Raw genomic sequence first — 16403 nt, forward strand, 5'->3', positions numbered from 1 at the left:
GCCACTGACGGGCCTGGGTGACAATGGACGGCGATGTCCACCGCGCTGCACGCCACCAAGCCACTGAAGATCGGCCGGTACCTGGTCGATCCCTCCGTCGTGCTCGCGCCCATGGCGGGCATCACGAACGTGGCCTTCCGACAGCTCTGCCGCGAGTTCGGCAGCCCCACCTCGCTCTACGTCTGCGAGATGATCACCGCCCGCGCGATCGTCGAACGCGACTCCAAGACGATGCAGATGATCACCTTCGGCGAGGGCGAGAGCCCGCGCTCGATGCAGCTCTACGGCGTCGACCCGAAGTCGATGTCCGAAGCCGCGAAGATCATCGTGGGCGAGGACCGGGCCGACCACATCGACATGAACTTCGGCTGCCCGGTGCCGAAGGTGACCCGCAAGGGCGGCGGCGCCGCGCTGCCGTACAAGCGGCAGCTGTTCCGGCAGATCGTGCGGGCCGCCGTGCGCGCCGCCGAACCCGCCGGGGTGCCGGTGACGGTCAAGTTCCGCATCGGCATCGACGACGACCACCTGACCTACCTGGACGCCGGGCGCATCGCCGAGGACGAGGGGGCGCAAGCGGTTGCGCTGCACGCCCGCACCGCGGCCCAGCGCTACTCCGGCCAGGCCGACTGGTCGGCCATCGCCCGCCTGAAAGAGGCCGTGACCAGCATCCCGGTGCTGGGCAACGGCGACATCTTCAGCGCGCAGGACGCGCTCGACATGGTGGCCGAGACCGGCTGTGACGGCGTCGTCGTCGGACGCGGCTGCCTGGGCCGGCCGTGGCTGTTCGGCGAGTTGCAGGCGGCGTTCCGGGGCGAGCCGATCCCGCGGGGGCCGCGGCTGGGCCAGGTCGCGGACATCCTGCGCCGCCACGGCGCGCTGCTCGCGGACTTCCTCGGCGAGGACAAGGGCATCCGCGACCTGCGCAAACACATGGCCTGGTACCTGAAGGGCTTCCCGGTGGGCGCGGAGCTGCGGCGCAACCTCGCCATGGTCTCCACCCTCACCGAGTTGGACGACCTGGTCGGCAGGCTCGACCCGACCCTGGAGTTCCCGGACAACGCCGACGAACCGCGCGGCCGGCAGGGCTCCCCCGGCAAGGTCGTGCTGCCCGAGGGCTGGCTGGACGACCCGGAGGACGCCACGGTGCCCGCCGGCGCCGACGAGATGCACTCGGGTGGCTGACGTGGTCGCGCGCGCCTTGACGGCGGTGGCGTGTGCCCTCCTGCTGGCCGGGTGCGGCTCCACGATCACCGGCACCGCACGTCCGCTCCAGGTCACCGACGTGGAGCGGGAACTGGTGACGGGCTACTTCGCCGACCTCAACGAGGCGGGCGTGCAGGGCACGTCGGAACAGCGTGACCTGCTCAAAGACACCCAGCACCCGGATTTCCGCGACGAGGACTGCCAGCTGCCCGCGGGCACGATCAGGGTGCAGCCCACCATGTCCACGCTGCGCCTGGACCCGGAGTGGGCGCCGCCCGGCGAGGACGAGCACCCGCGCGGTGTCGTGCTGGTCGTCGCGGTAACGCTTACCGTGGTGCAAGAGGGCTCCGAGGTCGGCAGCCAGATCGGGTCGCAGCACGTCGTGCTGCTGAACGGCAAGGCTTACGGCTTCGCCCCTTGCGTCAATTGAGTCGCGACTGAGCTGCTCGAACACGCTAGGCACACATTGGGACGTGTTGATCACCGAACGTCACTAGTTCGGAGCAGTGCACGGTCAACCAGTAGAGGGAAATCCCACTTTGACGCGTCCCACTCGCTCAAGCGTCACCTCGTATCAGACGACACCTTGGCAAGGAGGGAGGTGAGCGCGATGACCGCACTGCGACCCGAGGTCGCCGAGTTCGACAACGACGGCGAGCCCGGAGGGGGCATGCCCGCGTCCGAGAGCGAGGGCACCGGCCTGGTGCAGCTGCACGAGTCGATCGCCACGCTGCTCGCCTCCAGAGGCCAGTGGCGGCAGGCTTACCAGCACCTCCGGTCCGCGTTCGACCTGGTCTACGCCGACCAGGACGACCAGCCGCAGGTGCCCGAGCAGCTGCGCCGGGAGGTCGACCGGCTGCGCCGCGAGCACGCCGAGGCGCGCGAGCAGAGCCTGCGCGACAGCCTCACCGACAGCTACAACCGCAGATACCTGGACGAGCGACTCCTCGACATGGTCGCCGAGCGCGGTGCCACGGCGTCCGGCCTGGCCATCGCGCTGATCGACCTGGACTGGTTCAAGCAGGTGAACGACACGTTCGGGCACCTGCTGGGCGACCGGGTGTTGCAGCGCGTGGTCGAACTGCTCCAGGAAGAGCTGCCGGAGGGCGCGTTCTGCGCCCGTTACGGCGGCGAGGAGTTCGTCCTCGTGCTACCCGGCCTGGAGGCCGCGCCGGCGGTGGAGTTCGCCGAGTCGGCGCGGTTGCGTGTCGAGCGTCACGCTTGGGCATCCCTCGCACCGGGTTTGCGAGTGACCGTCAGTATTGGTTTGGCCTATGAGCCGCCCGCCGCGGAGTCGCCGACACGTCCGCCGGTCGCTCCCGAGCAGCAGCTACTGCGCGCGGACAGCCTCCTGTACACGGCCAAGCAGTCAGGACGCAACGCGGTCGCCTATCGCGAGAACGGCCGCGTCCGCCTCGCGGGTGCCGCTTCCGGGCGACGCGCGATAGCCGAATCACGGGTCGCCGGTTACTGAGACCGGCGGTCAACTCACCCTTTCGGACGTAGCCCGCTGCGCGTAACTGAGTACTGGCGACCCCTGTATCACCGGGAGTGGTCGTCAGGACTGGCCGTCATCCGTAGTATCGCCAAGGCAAGTGACACGCCGTTGGTGCAACCAATGTGTCCTTGCTGTCGTCAACTCGTGATGACGACCGACTAATGACCGAAGCTGAAGGGAGACCGGGTGCCCGACGAGCCCCGCCGTGGCGGCCCCGGACCCGGAGGTGACCAGGCCCCGCAGGAAGACCAGTCGACCGGCCGTCGCCGCAGGTCTCTGGACGGTGGCGGGCTGAGCGTGTCCGAACTGCTGGAGCAGCACAGCCGCACGAACCTCCCGCGCCCGGTCCCACCCGGTCCGTCGGACACCGGCAGGCGCGCCGCGCCCGAGCCAGAGCCGCCCCGCAGACCCGCGCCGCCCTCGAACGGCCGCGCCCCGGAGAGCACCGGCCGACGCGCCGCCCCGGAGCCGCCGCCGCGCAGGCAGGCTCCGCCACCGGACTACGCCGCACCGTCACCCGAGGACACCGGCACCCGACCGAGGCCGACGAACGGCGCGCCGCCCGTGGGCAGGCGTTCCGCCGCACCGCCGCCGTCGAACGACTACTTCGCCCCGGCGGGTGAGGGCACCGGCACCCGGACGCCGCGCCCCCTGCCGGAGGACGGCCGCCGCCGTGCCGAGGAACCGGGCCAGGTACGCCCCGGTGACGCCGGTGGACGGCGCTTCGCCGAGGACCGACGCCCCGCGAACGGCTACGCGGGACGACCGGACGAGGTCGCCCCCGGGCGTCCCGCACCCGGAGCGGGCCCGCGCCCCGAGGTACCCGGCGAGGCGAGCAGGCGCTTTCCCGCCAACGGCCGGCCACACCCCGAAGGCGGCCCGCGGCGTCCCGACGACCTGGACAACCCGCAGGACCCGACCGCGGCACCGCGACGGTCCGCCGACGGCACCGGCAGGCGTCCGCGCCCGGACCTCCCCGGCGCCGCGCCGGGTCGACGGCTCCCCGACGGCAGCGGACCGCGCCAGCGCCCGGAAGACCTCGCCCCTGACACACCTCGGCGTTCGGCCGAGGGCGGCGTGCCACTGGTCGACGGCCCGCGCGGCACTGGTCCGCGCCAGCGTCCCGAAGACCTGGTCGACGGCCCGCGCCAGCGTCCCGACAACCTCGACGGTCCGCGTCGACCGGCCGACGGCACGGGCCGGCGCGCCCGACCGGACGATGTCGGCGCGCCGGGCCACCGGGCCGCCGAAGGTGCACCGGAAGGCATCGGTCGACGACTCTCGGAAGGCCCGCGTCCCGGTGAGCACACCGGCCAGCGCCCGCACCCCGGCATCCCGGGTGCGGACGGTCCCCGTACCAACCAACGCCCGCGGCCCGAAGACCTGGCCGACCCCCGCCGTCTCGCGGACGGCCCGCAGCCGGGTCTGCCGATCGAGGACCCGACCGGACGTCGGCCCCACGGCAGCGGCCCGCGCCGGCCGGCCGAGAACCTGCCCGGCGCACCGATCGACGACGCCGGTCGGCCACGTCGCCTAGCCGAAGGCCCTCCCGGCGCTCCACTCGAAGACCTCAACGGCCGCCGTCCCGATGGCAGCGGCCCCCGTCGCCTCGCCGACGGTCCGCCGAGCGGCCCGATCGACGGCAACGGCCCACGACGCCTCGCCGAAGGCCCACCCAGCGGCCCCATCGACGGCAACGGCCCACGACGCCTCGCCGAAGGCCCACCCAGCGGCCCCATCGACGGCAACGGCCCACGACGCCTCGCCGAAGGCCCACCCAGCGGCCCCATCGACGGCAACGGCCCGAGGCCGGCCGGTGACGCAACCGGTCGGAGGTTCCTCGAGGAGAGCGCCGCCGCGCTCGACCAGGCCCCGCCCGTCATCGCCGACCGCCTCGGCGCCGGAGGCCCGGAGCCGCGCGAGGCCATCGACCCGGCCAGCCTCACCACCGAGATGGAGGCCATCAGCGACGACGTCAAGAAACGTCGCGAGGTCGACCACACGCTGGCCCGCTTCTCCGCCGTCCACGACGAACTGGCCGAGCAGGAGCGCCTGCGCAAGGAACGCCGCCAGAAGCTCATGCCGTGGAAGGCCGACCACGACGAGGACGCCACCGAGTTCGCGTCACCGGTCGACGTCCCGGACGACGACGACACCCCGCGCCGCCGCGTCCGCACGGCCAAGCACAGCAAGATCGTGCGCACGGTCAAGGTCGTCGCGCTGACCGCCGCCGTCCTGGTGTTCGTGTCGACCGGCCTCGGCTGGGGCGCGATGCTCTACATCGACAGCAAGATCACCGAGATCGAAGCGCTGGGCACGAACTCCGAGGCGGTGCACCAGGCGGAGAAGCAGCTCGGCGACGAGAACTTCCTCATCGTCGGCTCGGACACCCGCGCGGGCGCCAAGCCGGAGGACGGCGTCGGCGACGCGAAGTCCGAGGAGGGCGCGCGCTCGGACGTGCTGATGCTCGCGCACATCCCGGCCGACCGGAAGCGCATGGTCGTCGTCTCCGTGCCGCGCGACCTCCTGATCACCCGCCCGGCGTGCGAGGACTGGGACCCCGACACAGGCCAGTACACCGGCACCCAGCTCGCCCCCCAAGAGGACGTGAAGGCCAACACGCCCTACGCGGACGGCGGGCCGAAGTGCGTCAGCAAGTTCATGACCGAGCTGACCGGCCTGGAGATCAACCACTTCATCAGCGTCGACTTCAACGGCTTCAAGGGCATGGTCGACGCCATCGGCACCGTCGAGGTGTGCGTGTCGCAGCCGATGAAGGACGACCAGCTGGGCGTCATCTTCGACAAGGCGGGCAAGTTCCAGATCGACGGCAACAAGGCGCTGGACTACGTGCGGGCCCGCAAGGTCGACGGCACGAGCAAGACCGACTTCGACCGCGTCACGCGGCAGCAGAAGTTCCTGTCGGCGTTGCTGCGCAAGGCGTTGTCGTCCGAGATCCTGCTGAACCCGGGCAAGCTCAACGCGTTCCTCAACGCCTTCGCCGCGTCGACCGTCGGTCAGAACATCGGCGTGAACGACATGCTCACGCTCGCGCAGTCGTTGCAGAGCCTGGAAGCGGGCCGGGTCACCTTCGTCACCATCCCGCACGTGACGGAGGAAGGTCCGACGCTGGACCCCGGCGACAACCTGGAGCGGTTGAAGGAAGCCGACACCAAGGCGTTGTTCCAGGCGATCATCGACGGCACGCCGCTGCCGGACGAGAAGGCCGCGGACACGACGGCGCCGGACCCGAACCAGACCCAGGCGACCACCACGACACCGGCCGGCCCCAAGCAGGGCAAGGTCATCGACCACAAGGGCCTGAAGATCCAGGTGCGCAACGGCGACCCGGACTACGACGGCGCGGCGGGCATCGCCGAGAACGCGTTGGAGGAACTGGGCTACGACGTGGTCAGCGCCGGTAACGCCCCGGCCACCGACAAGACCGTCGTCAGGTACGGGATCGGCGGTGAGGACGCCGCAGCGACGCTCGCGTCCTCGGTGCCGAGCGCGACGCTGGTGTTCGACGTGGCCATGGGCGGTGCGGTGCAGCTGGTGATCGGCTCCGACTGGAACGAGGAGATCAACGCCCCGCAAGGGGGGGGCGGCGCCGATCCGGGCAAGACGGCACCGCCCCCGGACCTGGACGTGGTGAACGCCGCACAGGACCCCTGTGCCTGAGACCGACTGGACGTCTTGGGTTCATCACGGGTTCACCAGGGCGGGTCGCTACCGCGATGACCCGCACGTAGGCTGACGCCCATGCGTGAGGCCTACCACGACCAGCTCGGACACCTCGCCGACCAACTCGCGGACATGTGCGGGAAGGCCGGCGACGCCATGGAGCGCGCGACCTCCGCGTTGCTCGGGGCGGACCTCGCCCTCGCCGAGCAGGTGATCGGCGACGACTCCAAGATCGACGACATGCGCGCCGACATCGAGGAGCAGGCGTACGCGCTGCTGGCGCTGCAGGCTCCCGTCGCCACGGACCTGCGCGTCGTGCTCGCGGTGATCCACGCGGCCGAGAGCGTGGAGCGGATGGGCGACCTGGCGCTGCACGTGGCCAAGGCCGCGCGGCGCAGGCACCCGAACCCGGTGCTGCCGGACACGGTACGGCCGTACTTCGCCGAGATGGGCCGCATCGCGGTGGAGCTGGCGCGTGAGGCGACCGACATCATCCGCACCCAGGACGTGAAGCGGGCGCGGTCGCTGGAGGACGCCGACGACGCGATGGACGACCTGCACCGGCACCTGTTCACGGTGATCATGGACAAGGACTGGGCGCACGGCGTGCCGTCGGCGGTCGACACCACGCTGCTCGGCCGGTTCTACGAGCGGTTCGCCGACCACTCGGTGTCGGTGGCCAAGCGCACCGTCTTCGTGGTGACCGGGCGGATGCCCGGCTACGGCACCACCACCGAAACGCCCTAGTTGTTGAGCAGGCCGTTCAGCTCCTGCGCGAGCTGGGCGGCGATGCGCGCGTTGTCGGCGGGGGCGTGGGTGAGCCACTTGCGGCCGTCCTGCCCCTGCCGCGTCTGCGACATGTAGCGGCCCTGGTCGTTGTCGAACCAGGCGACCTGCGGTGCCCGCTGCTCCCGGCCGTGCCTGCCGCGCACCGTGACGCCGAACTGGCCGGCGCGCAGGCGCGGGCGTTCGAACACGGCTTCCAGGGCGCGAACCTGCGTGGACGCGGTGGAGCGCGGTGCCATGGCCTGGGTGAAGGTGGCGTTGCCGAAGTCGTCGTCCCGGCGCGGCGGTGGCGGCGGTGCGGACGAGGGCATCGGCACCGTGATCGACTGACCGGGGCCCGGCCGTGAGCCGGGGACGAGGTCGACGATCGTGCGCAGCAGGGCGGGCGAGCGCATCAGGTCGACCTTGATCTGCCGGTCGTCCATCACCGCGAGCGCCGCGTTCTCACCGACCGCGCCGCCGCGCGCCAGCAGCTGGCGTTCGACGTTGCGCGGGTCGAGCGAGGCGACGGCGTTGAGGGAGAAGTCGAAGCGGACCAGCAGGGTGAGCGCTTCCTCCACCTCGGGCGCGACCCGGCCGCGATTGGCCAGGCCGCGCGACTCCAGATCGCGGTAGACGGCGTTGCGGATGCCGCGCCGCTCGTCGATCGTCTGCCCGAGGTAGGGGAATTCGAACGGGTAGGGACGGCTGCCGAGCTTCAGGTCTTCCCAGAGCATGTCGGCCGCCGCGTGGGACAGGGCGAACGAGAACACGCTCACCCGCCGATGACCGGCGGAGCGACCATGGTGCCGTCGCCGAAGACGTCCTCGGTCTCCACGAGGTACGACGCGGCCTTGTGCTCCTTGTCCTCGTCACCCTGACCGCGGGCGCCACCGGCACCGGCGCCCATACCGGCACCCATGCCCGCCGCGCCACCGCGACCCGCCGCACCGGCGCCGGCGAGGCCACCGCTGCCGCCGGGACCGAAGCCACCGGAGCCGGACCGAGCGGTCTCACCGAGCGTGCCCGCGCTACCGCCGGGGCCGAAGCCACCGCCACCCATGCCACCGCGACCGGCCGCGGCCATGCCGCCGGGGCCTCGGCCACCCTCCATACCGCCACCGCCGGGTCCGCGACCAACGGGCCCGTTCTGCCCGCCGCGTCCACCGGGCGGCACGGTCTGCCGTCCACCGGGCGGGGTGCCGGGCGGGTAGAGCCCGGGACCGCCGGGCGGGTAGAGGCCGTTGCCGCCGCCGGGGGGCACGTTGGTGTTGCCGCCGCCAGTGCCGGGCAGGTTCGTGTTGCCACCGCCGGGACCGTTCCAGCCGGACTGGTTGGTGTTGCCACCACTGGTGCCGCTGGGGACGCTGAAGTCGCCCATACCGGTGCCGGTACCCGTCCCGGTGCCGCTGGGGATGGTCGGCCGGCCGCCGATCTGCCCCGTGCCGGTCTGGTTCGAGTCACCCGTGCCGCCGCCGCTGTCCATGGGCGGGGGCGGGGAGAAGGCGGGCATGGTGGAGCCCGACTCCTGGAAGCTCGTGGACATGGTCGTCATGACCTCAGCCGCCCGTTCGTGGGCCTGCTGCTTCTCCTCGAACTTCTGCTCGATCTGGTTGATCGTGTCGGCCCACTTGAAGGGGTTGGGCTCGGAGAAGAACATCTTGTAGGCGTCGCCGGTGCTGAACTGGACCGGTTCGGGCATCGAGTTCTTCGCCTGCTCGGCGGCGGTGCTCTGGGTGTAGAGCTTGTTACCGGTGAGCTGCGCGCCCTGAGCGGCGTTGCCGGACCAGGTGGCGACGTTGGTGAAGTAGCCCTGAGCCGACTCCGCCGCCGCGCCCTGCCAGGCGCCCTTGCTGGCGGCGGTGGCGTTGGTCAGGTTGGTCTGCAACTCCGCCAGCGTGTTGCCGATCTTGGTCCAGGCCTCGCCCTGCTCGTTGGCGGTGCTCGGCGCCATGTTGTCGGTGACCATGGCCTTGAGAGCGTTGTGGTCGTAGCCCATGTAGTGGGACCCGGCGGGCGAGAGCGGCGGGCGGTAGTTCTCCACCACCTGCTCGAGTTGCTTCTCCTGATTGGCCTGGTACTGCGCCGATTGCTGCTTGTAGCGCGCGTAGTCGGCGATGGTCTCGAACATGCCGAATAGGCCGGGATTATCCCGTTGCCCCTGCTCGAACTCAGCACGCAGCGCGGCCTCGTTCTCACCGGCGTAGGTGACCTGGGTCGCCTGGCTGTTCTGCGGCGGCTGCGAGTACGGCGGCTGCGAGTTCGGCGGCGTCACGACGTTCTCCCCCCTGGGTTACTTCGGCAGCTTCGGTTCGATTGCGGTAGCGACCTTGGTCACGGCGTCGCACGAGTCAGCCTGCGAGTTGTTCGAGGAGCCAACGACGTCGACCCTCGACGTGGCGGTGACCTCTACCGCGATGAGGCACGACTCATCGGTGGTGGATCCCTTGAGCATCGTGGCTTTGCGAGAGCCGACAGTGGTGCTCGACACCTCGCCGGTGGTGGTGACCACGTCAGCGAGCCCCTTGTCGGGCCAGATCTGGAGCGCCACTGATGTGGTCGGGGAGAACTCCGCGTCGCACTTGTCAGCGTCATCAGGCGTGATCTCGGTCAGGTTCAACTGGGGGGCCACCGCGTTCAGAGCCCCACACGTGTCGAAGTCCGCCAGCGAGCCACCACCGGTAGACGGCTTGGTGCTCGTGGTGTCCGAGGTCTGTTCGGTCGGCGTGGACCCGGTAGTTCCCGGCGTGGCGGTTCCCCCCGTAGTGCAGCCGGTTGCAACCGCGCCGAACACCGTCAACGCCAGTACGACGCGAGCCGACAATCCCTTGATCAACTGTCTCCACCCTCAGTAGCGTTTGTAGGTGCTCGCGTTCGAGCTGTCGACCTCGCGATAGTTCTCGATCGCCTTCTGGAGCGCCTGGCGGGCCTCGTCCAACGCGGACCTCAACTGCTTGACCGCGGGAATGATTCCGGTTGTGCCAGCTCCGCCGTGCGCGCCGTCCTGGTTATAACGGGCCATCGCGACGGCATCGGGACTGGTGCCCAGTTTCGTCTGCTGGCTGAGGACCTGCAGGTCGATGTCGAGCTTGCGCAGGTCCTTCTCCGCGGCGTCGATCGCCTTCAAGTACTCCTGAGCGCCAGCCTCGCTGATGGCGAACGAGCCAGACTCGGCGGCCTGCTTCAAGCCCACCATGTTGGCCGTCATAGCTTGCATGGACTGTGCGCTCCACGCACCTTCCGCCGCCACGGTTACCCCCTGCGAGTCTGCCGATCCCAACGGTCACGGTACCCCCGAACGGAGGACCATGTCTCGATTTTGACGGCACCGACAGGTGTCCGGTTCCACACTCACCCGAACGCGCGAGAGCCCTCCCACCGCAGGTGGGAGGGCTCTCGCACACAGACCAGGTGATCAGCCGAAACGGCCGGAGATGTAGTCCTCCGTGGCCTTCTGGCTCGGGTTGGAGAAGATCTTCTCCGTGTCGTCCACCTCGATCAGCCGACCCGGCTGACCGACGCCCAGCAGGTTGAAGAACGCGGTCTGGTCGCTGACCCGCGCGGCCTGCTGCATGTTGTGCGTCACGATGACGATCGTGTACTCCTTCTTCAACTCCGTGATCAAATCCTCGATCGCCAGAGTCGAGATGGGGTCAAGCGCCGAGCACGGCTCGTCCATCAGCAGCACGTCCGGCTGCACGGCGATCGCCCGCGCGATGCACAGCCGCTGCTGCTGACCACCGGACAACCCGCCGCCGGGCCGGTCGAGGCGGTCCTTCACCTCGTTCCACAGGTTCGCCCCGCGCAACGACCGCTCGGCCACCTCGTCGAGCTTCTTCTTGTTCCGCTCACCCGCGAGCTTCAGGCCCGCCACCACGTTGTCCCGGATGGACATCGTCGGGAACGGGTTGGGGCGCTGGAACACCATGCCGATGGTCCGCCGCACCTGCACCGGGTCCACCGACGAGGCGTAGATGTCCTCCCCGTCCAGCAGCACGGTGCCTTCCACCCGCGCACCCGGCGCCACCTCGTGCATGCGGTTCAACGACCGCAGCACGGTGGACTTGCCGCAACCGGACGGGCCGATGAACGCCGTCACGTTCTTCGGCGGCACGGCGAGCGAAACACCGTCCACGGCGTGGAACTTGCCGTAGAACAGGTTGAGGTCTTTCACGTCGATGCGCTTGGCCATGACCGCCCGCTCACTTCGTCTTCGGAGCCAGCCACCGCGAGATCACGGTAGCCAGCAGGTTGAACAGCGTGATGATGATGACCAGGGTGATCGCCGCACCCCAGATCCGTTCGAAACCGGCCTGCGTCGGGTTGTTCCGCTCCGACGTCATCAGCAACGGCAGCGAGGCCATCGGCCCCTCGAACAGGTTGTAGTTGATGTACGGCGCGTACGCGGCGAGCACGAGCACCGGCGCGGTCTCGCCCATGACCCGGGCCAGGGCCAGCATGATGCCGGTGACGATGCCGGACAGCGCCGTGGGGATGACGACCTTCACGATCGTCTTCCACTTGGGGATGCCGAGCGCGTAGGACGCCTCACGCAGCTCGTCCGGCACGATCTTCAGCATTTCCTCGGTGGTCCGCACGATCACCGGGACCATCAGCAGCACCAGCGCCAGCGACACCGCGAACCCGCTGCGGCCGAAGCCGAAGTAGGTGATCCACAGCGTGTAGACGAACAGCGCGGCCACGATGGACGGCACACCGGTCAGGATGTCGACCATGAACGTGGTGGCGCGGGACAGCTTGGACCGGCCGCCGTACTCCACCAGGTACACACCGACGAACAGGCCGAGCGGCACGGAGATCAGACCGCAGACCAGGCCTTGCACCAGCGTGCCGTAGATCGCGTGGTAGACACCGCCGCCCTGCTGGCGGGACAGCAGACCGGACAGCGACTTCTGCCACCAGTCGGCGTCCAGCACCACCGGGAACCCGCGCTGGACAACCACGTACAGCACCCAGACCAACGGCACGATCGCGATGAGGAACGCCCCGTACACCAGGGCGGTGGCGATGCCGTTCTTGAGCTTGCGCGCGCCGCTGACGCTCTGGAACGTCGGCGGCGTGGCGAGGCGGTTCAGGTCCGCCGTGTCGGTCGTCATTCGTACTCCTTGTGACCGGCGACGATGGACCGGGCGATGGCGTTGACGCCGAAGGTGAGCACGAACAGCACCAGGCCGGCGGCGATGTACGCGCCCGCCGTGCGCGGGTCGTTGAACTCGGGGGCGGCCAGCGCGATCTTGGACGCGAACGTCGCGCCGCCGTCGAACAGGCTCCAGGCGAACGCCGCACCGGTGCCGCTGAGGATGATCGTCAACGCGATCGTCTCACCGAGCGCGCGGCCGAGGCCGAGCATGGAGGCGCTGACGTAACCGGCCTTGCCGAACGGCAGCACGGTGGTCCGCACGACCTCCCACTTGGTGGCGCCGAGCGCGATGGCGCCCTCGACGTGGGTGACCGGCGTGCGGTCGAACACCTCGCGGCTGACCGCGGTGATGATCGGCAGGATCATCACGGCCAGCACGATGCCGGCGGTGAAGATGGTGCCGCCCAGTTCGATGCTGACGTTGCCCTCGGCGAACAGCGGGATCCAGCCGAGGGTCGAGGTCAGCCACTCGCCGATCGGGGTGAGCACCGGGCCGAGCACGAGCAGGCCCCACAAGCCGAAGATGATCGACGGCACGGCGGCGAGCAGGTCGATGACGTAGGCGAACGGCCGGGCGAGCCGGCGCGGCGCGTACTGGGTCAGGAACAGGGCGATGCCCAGGGCGATCGGCATCGCGATGATCAGCGCGAACGCGGACGACACCACGGTCACCAGGAGCAGGTCCAGGATGCCGTAGCGCATGTTGCTGACGTCACCGGTGGACCACTCGCGGCTGGTCAGGAAGTTGACCTGGTCGAGGGCGAGCGACGGGATGGCCTGGAGCAGCAGGAAGATGCCGATCGCCGCGATCAGGACCACGATGAAGATGCCCGACCCGGTGGCCAGGCCTGCGAAGATCCGGTCGCCCGGCCGGACGACGGTCTTCTTTTCGGCTTCCGTGGTCGGGGGAATCGGAGCCTCCGAGTCGGGTCGAGGAGCCGGAACGCCCTCGCGGGCACCGGTCGAACCGGTGCCCGCGGGGCGTGGGGCCACAGTGCGGTCGTTCATCGCAATGGCGTTCCCGGAGAGTGTGCGGGCTGCCTGATCAGGCGATGGCCTGGATGGCGGTCAGCAGCTTGTCCTGGAAGGCCTTCGGCAGCGGAGCGTAGCCCGCGTCCGCGAGACCGGTCTGGCCGCTGGTCGCCGCGACCGTGAGGAACGCCTTGACGGCCTTCGCGGTGTCGGCGTCGTAGCCCTTGGAGCAGACGATCTCGTAGGTGGCCAGCAGCAGCGGGTAGGTGCCCGCGGTGGTGGAGCCGTAGATCGAGTTCAGGTCGATCACCAGGTCGTTGCCGGTGCCCTTGATGGTGGCGCCGTCGATGGCCTTGCCGACCGACTCGTTGGTCAGCTCGACCGGGCCGGAGCCGTTGTCGATCTTGGCGACGGACAGCTTGTTCTCCTGCGCGAACGACAGCTCGACGTAGGTGATGGCGCCGTCGACCGAGCCGGTGGCCTGCGCGACACCGGCGGACTTCTCCTTGGCCTCGCCGACACCGCCCTTGAACTGCTTGCCCGCGCCCTGCGTCCAGGCGCCCTTCGAGGCGGCCTGGAGGTACAGCTGGAAGTTGTCCGTGGTGCCGGACTCGTCCGAGCGGTAGACGACCTTGATGTCCTTGTCCGGCAGCGACGCGCCGCTGTTCAAGGCCGCGATGGCCGGGTCGTTCCACTTCTTGACGGTGCCGTTGAAGATCTTGGCGGCGACCTCGCCGGTCAGCGTCAGGTCGGCGACACCCTCGAGCTTGTAGCCGATCGCGACCGGGCCGAACACCAGCGGCAGGTTCCAGGCCGGGTTGCCCTTGCAGCGCTCGGCCGCGCTCGCGACCTCGCCCTTGCTCTCGGACAGCGGCGAGTCCGAGCCGCCGAAGTCGACCTGGCCGGCGATGAACTGCTTGACGCCCGCGCCGGAGCCGGAGGCGTTGTAGGCCAGGTCGGAGCCGGAGCACTTCTGCTGGTACGCTTGGACGAACGTGTCCATCGCGTTCTTCTGCGCGGAGGAACCCTCGGCGCTCAGCTTCGACTTGCCACCGCACTCGACCGGGACGGACGCCTCACCGGTCGCCGGCGCCTGGCCCTCGGGGACGTTCGAGTCGCTGCCACACGCGGTGAGCAGAAGCGCACCGGCCGCGATCAGGCCGAGTACGGCGCCGTGTCGCTTGGTCTTCACCTGAGAGTCCTCCAGCTACGGAAGCGGATTTCGCGGCGAACCTCCGCCGCTCGACACGGACGGTAGGCAGCGAGGGTGGACAGGCCCCCAGGAGGAAGTTAACGGAAGGTGAACACCACACGGGAGGTGACTGAGTACACCGCCTTTTGGGTGTCCCGTGACCTGCACGTTTGCATGACGTGATGGGTTTGTCACTACCGGGCGTATTGGACGTCCGAATCCCAAAGCGTGAATCCCAACCGGTTGTACACGGCCAGTGCCGCAGCGTTGTCGGATTCGACGTACAGCATCACTTCGGAGAGCCCGGAGTCGCGGAGGTGGGTGAGACCCGCGAGGGTGAGGGCCTTGCCGAGACCGCCGCGCTGCGCGGCCGGGTCGACGCCCACCACGTACACCTCGCCCAGCTCGGCGGTGTGCACCTTGGTCCAGTGGAAGCCGAGGAGCCGTTCGTCCGCGTCGACCGCCAGCAGGAAACCGGCCGGGTCGAACCACGGCTGCTCTTCCTTCTGCCGCACGTCCTCGATGCTCATCGCGCTCTGCTCGGGGTGCCACGAGAACGCGCGGTGGTTGACGTAGACCACAGCTGCCTCGTCCCGGCCCGGCACGAACGAGCGCAGCGTGACGCCGTCGGGCAGCACGGGCTCGGGCAGGTCGGCGTCCAACGGGCGGCGCAGGCGCAGCAGCTCGCGGACCTTGTGGTAGCCGAGTTTGGCGGCGAGCGCCTCGGCGCCGGGGTGGCCGCCGTGCGACCAGATCCGCAGGGGCTTGGCGCGGTCGGCCACGGCGTCGGCCAGCGCGCCGCCGACACCGCGACGGCGGTGGTCGGGGTGGACGGCCAGCTCGGCGACCTCGTTGCCGTCGGAATCGCCGAAGACGTCCAAGTGCAGGTAGCCCACCAGGGCTCCGTCGTCACGGGCCAAGAGGTGGTTGCTCCCACGGGCGCCGGGGCTCAACCGCAGCACGACGGCCTCGCCGACGGGTGCGACACCGTCGACGGACTGGGCAGCCCCGAGCAGGCCGGAGATCTCGTCGGCCTGCTCGGGGGACACTTCCTCGAACCAGGTCAATTCCACACGGGGAAACCTAGTGGACCACCGCGAGGTCGCCTCGACCTACCGACGCGACCTCGCCGCCGCGCCGGAGGCGCGGCAATCAAGCACGGAAGATCAGCTCGGCCTCGTCGAGCGCGGTCTCCGGCGGCTCGATCGCGTGGTCCACGCGGCGGGTGCTGCCCGGACGCGGGGGACGGACGAACTTGTAGCCCACGTTGCGCACGGTGCCGATCAGCGACTCGTGCTCGGGGCCGAGCTTGGCGCGCAGCCGCCGGACGTGCACGTCCACCGTCCGGGTGCCACCGAAGAAGTCGTAGCCCCAGACCTCCTGGAGCAGCTGGGCGCGGGTGAAGACCCGGCCGGCGTGCTGCGCCAGGTACTTGAGCAGCTCGAACTCCTTGTAGGTGAGGTCGAGCGGACGGCCGCGCAGCCGCGCGGTGTACGTGGCCTCGTCGATGACCAGCTCGCCGAGCTGCAACGAGCCGTCGCCACCGGGCTGCGTGGTGCCGCGCCGGGAGCGCACCAGGCGCAGTCTGGCGTCCACCTCGGCCGGGCCGGAGGTGGGGAGCAGGATCTCGTCCACGCTCCAGTCGGAGTTCACCGCGACCAGACCACCCTCGGTGACGATCGCCACCACGGGCACGTCCACACCGCTGGAGTCGAGCAGCCGGCAGAGGCTGCGCGCGGCGACCAGGTCCGTCCTGGCGTCGACCAGGACGATGTCGTGCGGGCCGGCTTCCAGCAGCGCCGAGACCTCCGGCCGCAGCGGACGCACCTCGTGCGGGAGGAGCGACAGCGCGGGGAGAACCGCCTCGGGGTCGGAGTCGGTGGTCAACAGCAGCACGTCGATACTCATCGCGGCGCCCTCTCGTTCGG

Annotated in this window: 15 protein-coding genes; 5 read left to right on the top strand and 10 right to left on the bottom strand. The window is 69.9% G+C overall.

What is annotated here, in order from left to right; all coding sequences use genetic code 11:
* The first annotated feature begins 33 nt into the window (after nt 1-33).
* The 5 genes from dusB (at nt 34) to phoU (ending at nt 7132) form a co-directional block, all read left to right on the top strand.
* Nucleotides 34-1182 carry a tRNA dihydrouridine synthase DusB gene (gene dusB / locus FM051_RS23950; protein WP_158847012.1) on the top strand — a complete coding sequence of 383 codons (1149 nt, stop codon included), beginning with the start codon at nt 34-36 and terminating at the stop codon, nt 1180-1182.
* Nucleotides 1175-1633, top strand: a complete 459-nt coding sequence (locus FM051_RS23955) for a hypothetical protein (protein ID WP_158847014.1) — start codon at nt 1175-1177, stop codon at nt 1631-1633. The genes dusB and FM051_RS23955 overlap by 8 nt, the downstream gene beginning before the upstream one ends.
* Before the next feature lie 180 nt (nt 1634-1813).
* A complete protein-coding gene (locus tag FM051_RS23960) occupies nt 1814-2677 on the top strand; it encodes a GGDEF domain-containing protein (protein ID WP_158847016.1) in 864 nt (287 codons plus the stop codon).
* Nucleotides 2678-2887: 210 nt separating this feature from the next.
* Complete coding sequence (locus FM051_RS23965) at nt 2888-6382, top strand: LCP family protein (protein WP_158847018.1); 3495 nt, start codon at nt 2888-2890, stop codon at nt 6380-6382.
* An 81-nt stretch (nt 6383-6463) separates the two neighbouring features.
* Nucleotides 6464-7132 (top strand): phosphate signaling complex protein PhoU, encoded by a 669-nt coding sequence (gene phoU, locus FM051_RS23970; protein ID WP_158847020.1) that lies wholly within the window; start codon nt 6464-6466, stop codon nt 7130-7132.
* Here the strand turns inward: phoU and FM051_RS23975 are convergent.
* The 10 genes from FM051_RS23975 to FM051_RS24020 all read right to left on the bottom strand — a co-directional run bounded on the left by FM051_RS23975 (nt 7129) and on the right by FM051_RS24020 (nt 16383).
* Nucleotides 7129-7929 (bottom strand): ESX secretion-associated protein EspG, encoded by an 801-nt coding sequence (locus FM051_RS23975; RefSeq protein ID WP_158847021.1) that lies wholly within the window; start codon nt 7927-7929, stop codon nt 7129-7131. The two genes, phoU and FM051_RS23975, sit on opposite strands and share 4 nt — an antisense overlap.
* Entirely contained in the window at nt 7926-9425 is a 1500-nt protein-coding gene (locus tag FM051_RS23980) for a hypothetical protein (RefSeq protein ID WP_158847022.1), read from the bottom strand. Before FM051_RS23980 ends, FM051_RS23975 begins: the two co-directional genes overlap by 4 nt.
* 18 nt (nt 9426-9443) lie before the next feature.
* Nucleotides 9444-9950 (bottom strand): DUF3558 family protein, encoded by a 507-nt coding sequence (locus FM051_RS23985; protein WP_158847023.1) that lies wholly within the window; start codon nt 9948-9950, stop codon nt 9444-9446.
* Between the two features lie 48 nt (nt 9951-9998).
* On the bottom strand, nt 9999-10358 hold the full coding sequence (locus FM051_RS23990; RefSeq protein WP_238412612.1) for a hypothetical protein: 360 nt from the start codon (nt 10356-10358) through the stop codon (nt 9999-10001).
* Nucleotides 10359-10565: 207 nt separating this feature from the next.
* Entirely contained in the window at nt 10566-11342 is a 777-nt protein-coding gene (gene pstB / locus FM051_RS23995) for a phosphate ABC transporter ATP-binding protein PstB (RefSeq protein WP_033436541.1), read from the bottom strand.
* Nucleotides 11343-11352: 10 nt separating this feature from the next.
* Nucleotides 11353-12267: a phosphate ABC transporter permease PstA gene (pstA, locus tag FM051_RS24000; RefSeq protein ID WP_158847025.1), complete on the bottom strand. Its 915-nt coding sequence runs from the start codon at nt 12265-12267 to the stop codon at nt 11353-11355.
* Nucleotides 12264-13319 (bottom strand): phosphate ABC transporter permease subunit PstC, encoded by a 1056-nt coding sequence (gene pstC / locus FM051_RS24005; RefSeq protein WP_158847026.1) that lies wholly within the window; start codon nt 13317-13319, stop codon nt 12264-12266. The genes pstA and pstC overlap by 4 nt, the downstream gene beginning before the upstream one ends.
* 37 nt (nt 13320-13356) lie before the next feature.
* Nucleotides 13357-14475 (bottom strand): phosphate ABC transporter substrate-binding protein PstS, encoded by a 1119-nt coding sequence (gene pstS / locus FM051_RS24010; RefSeq protein ID WP_158847027.1) that lies wholly within the window; start codon nt 14473-14475, stop codon nt 13357-13359.
* A 194-nt stretch (nt 14476-14669) separates the two neighbouring features.
* On the bottom strand, nt 14670-15548 hold the full coding sequence (gene mshD / locus FM051_RS24015) for a mycothiol synthase (protein WP_158847029.1): 879 nt from the start codon (nt 15546-15548) through the stop codon (nt 14670-14672).
* A gap of 79 nt (nt 15549-15627) precedes the next feature.
* Nucleotides 15628-16383: a winged helix-turn-helix transcriptional regulator gene (locus tag FM051_RS24020; protein WP_158847031.1), complete on the bottom strand. Its 756-nt coding sequence runs from the start codon at nt 16381-16383 to the stop codon at nt 15628-15630.
* Nucleotides 16384-16403 lie beyond the last annotated feature (20 nt).

The sequence above is a fragment of the Saccharothrix deserti genome (genome assembly GCF_009769385.1).
Lineage (GTDB): Bacteria > Actinomycetota > Actinomycetes > Mycobacteriales > Pseudonocardiaceae > Actinosynnema > Actinosynnema deserti.

Bases quoted from the DNA above. Each gene is read 5' to 3' on its own strand.
- pstB (WP_033436541.1), bottom strand. From the start codon at position 11,342: ATGGCCAAGCGCATCGACGTGAAAGACCTCAACCTGTTCTACGGCAAG.
- FM051_RS24020 (WP_158847031.1), bottom strand. From the start codon at position 16,383: ATGAGTATCGACGTGCTGCTGTTGACCACCGACTCCGACCCCGAGGCG.
- pstA (WP_158847025.1), bottom strand. From the start codon at position 12,267: ATGACGACCGACACGGCGGACCTGAACCGCCTCGCCACGCCGCCGACG.
- FM051_RS23960 (WP_158847016.1), top strand. From the start codon at position 1,814: ATGACCGCACTGCGACCCGAGGTCGCCGAGTTCGACAACGACGGCGAG.
- pstC (WP_158847026.1), bottom strand. From the start codon at position 13,319: ATGAACGACCGCACTGTGGCCCCACGCCCCGCGGGCACCGGTTCGACC.
- phoU (WP_158847020.1), top strand. From the start codon at position 6,464: ATGCGTGAGGCCTACCACGACCAGCTCGGACACCTCGCCGACCAACTC.
- FM051_RS23990 (WP_238412612.1), bottom strand. From the start codon at position 10,358: ATGACGGCCAACATGGTGGGCTTGAAGCAGGCCGCCGAGTCTGGCTCG.
- dusB (WP_158847012.1), top strand. From the start codon at position 34: ATGTCCACCGCGCTGCACGCCACCAAGCCACTGAAGATCGGCCGGTAC.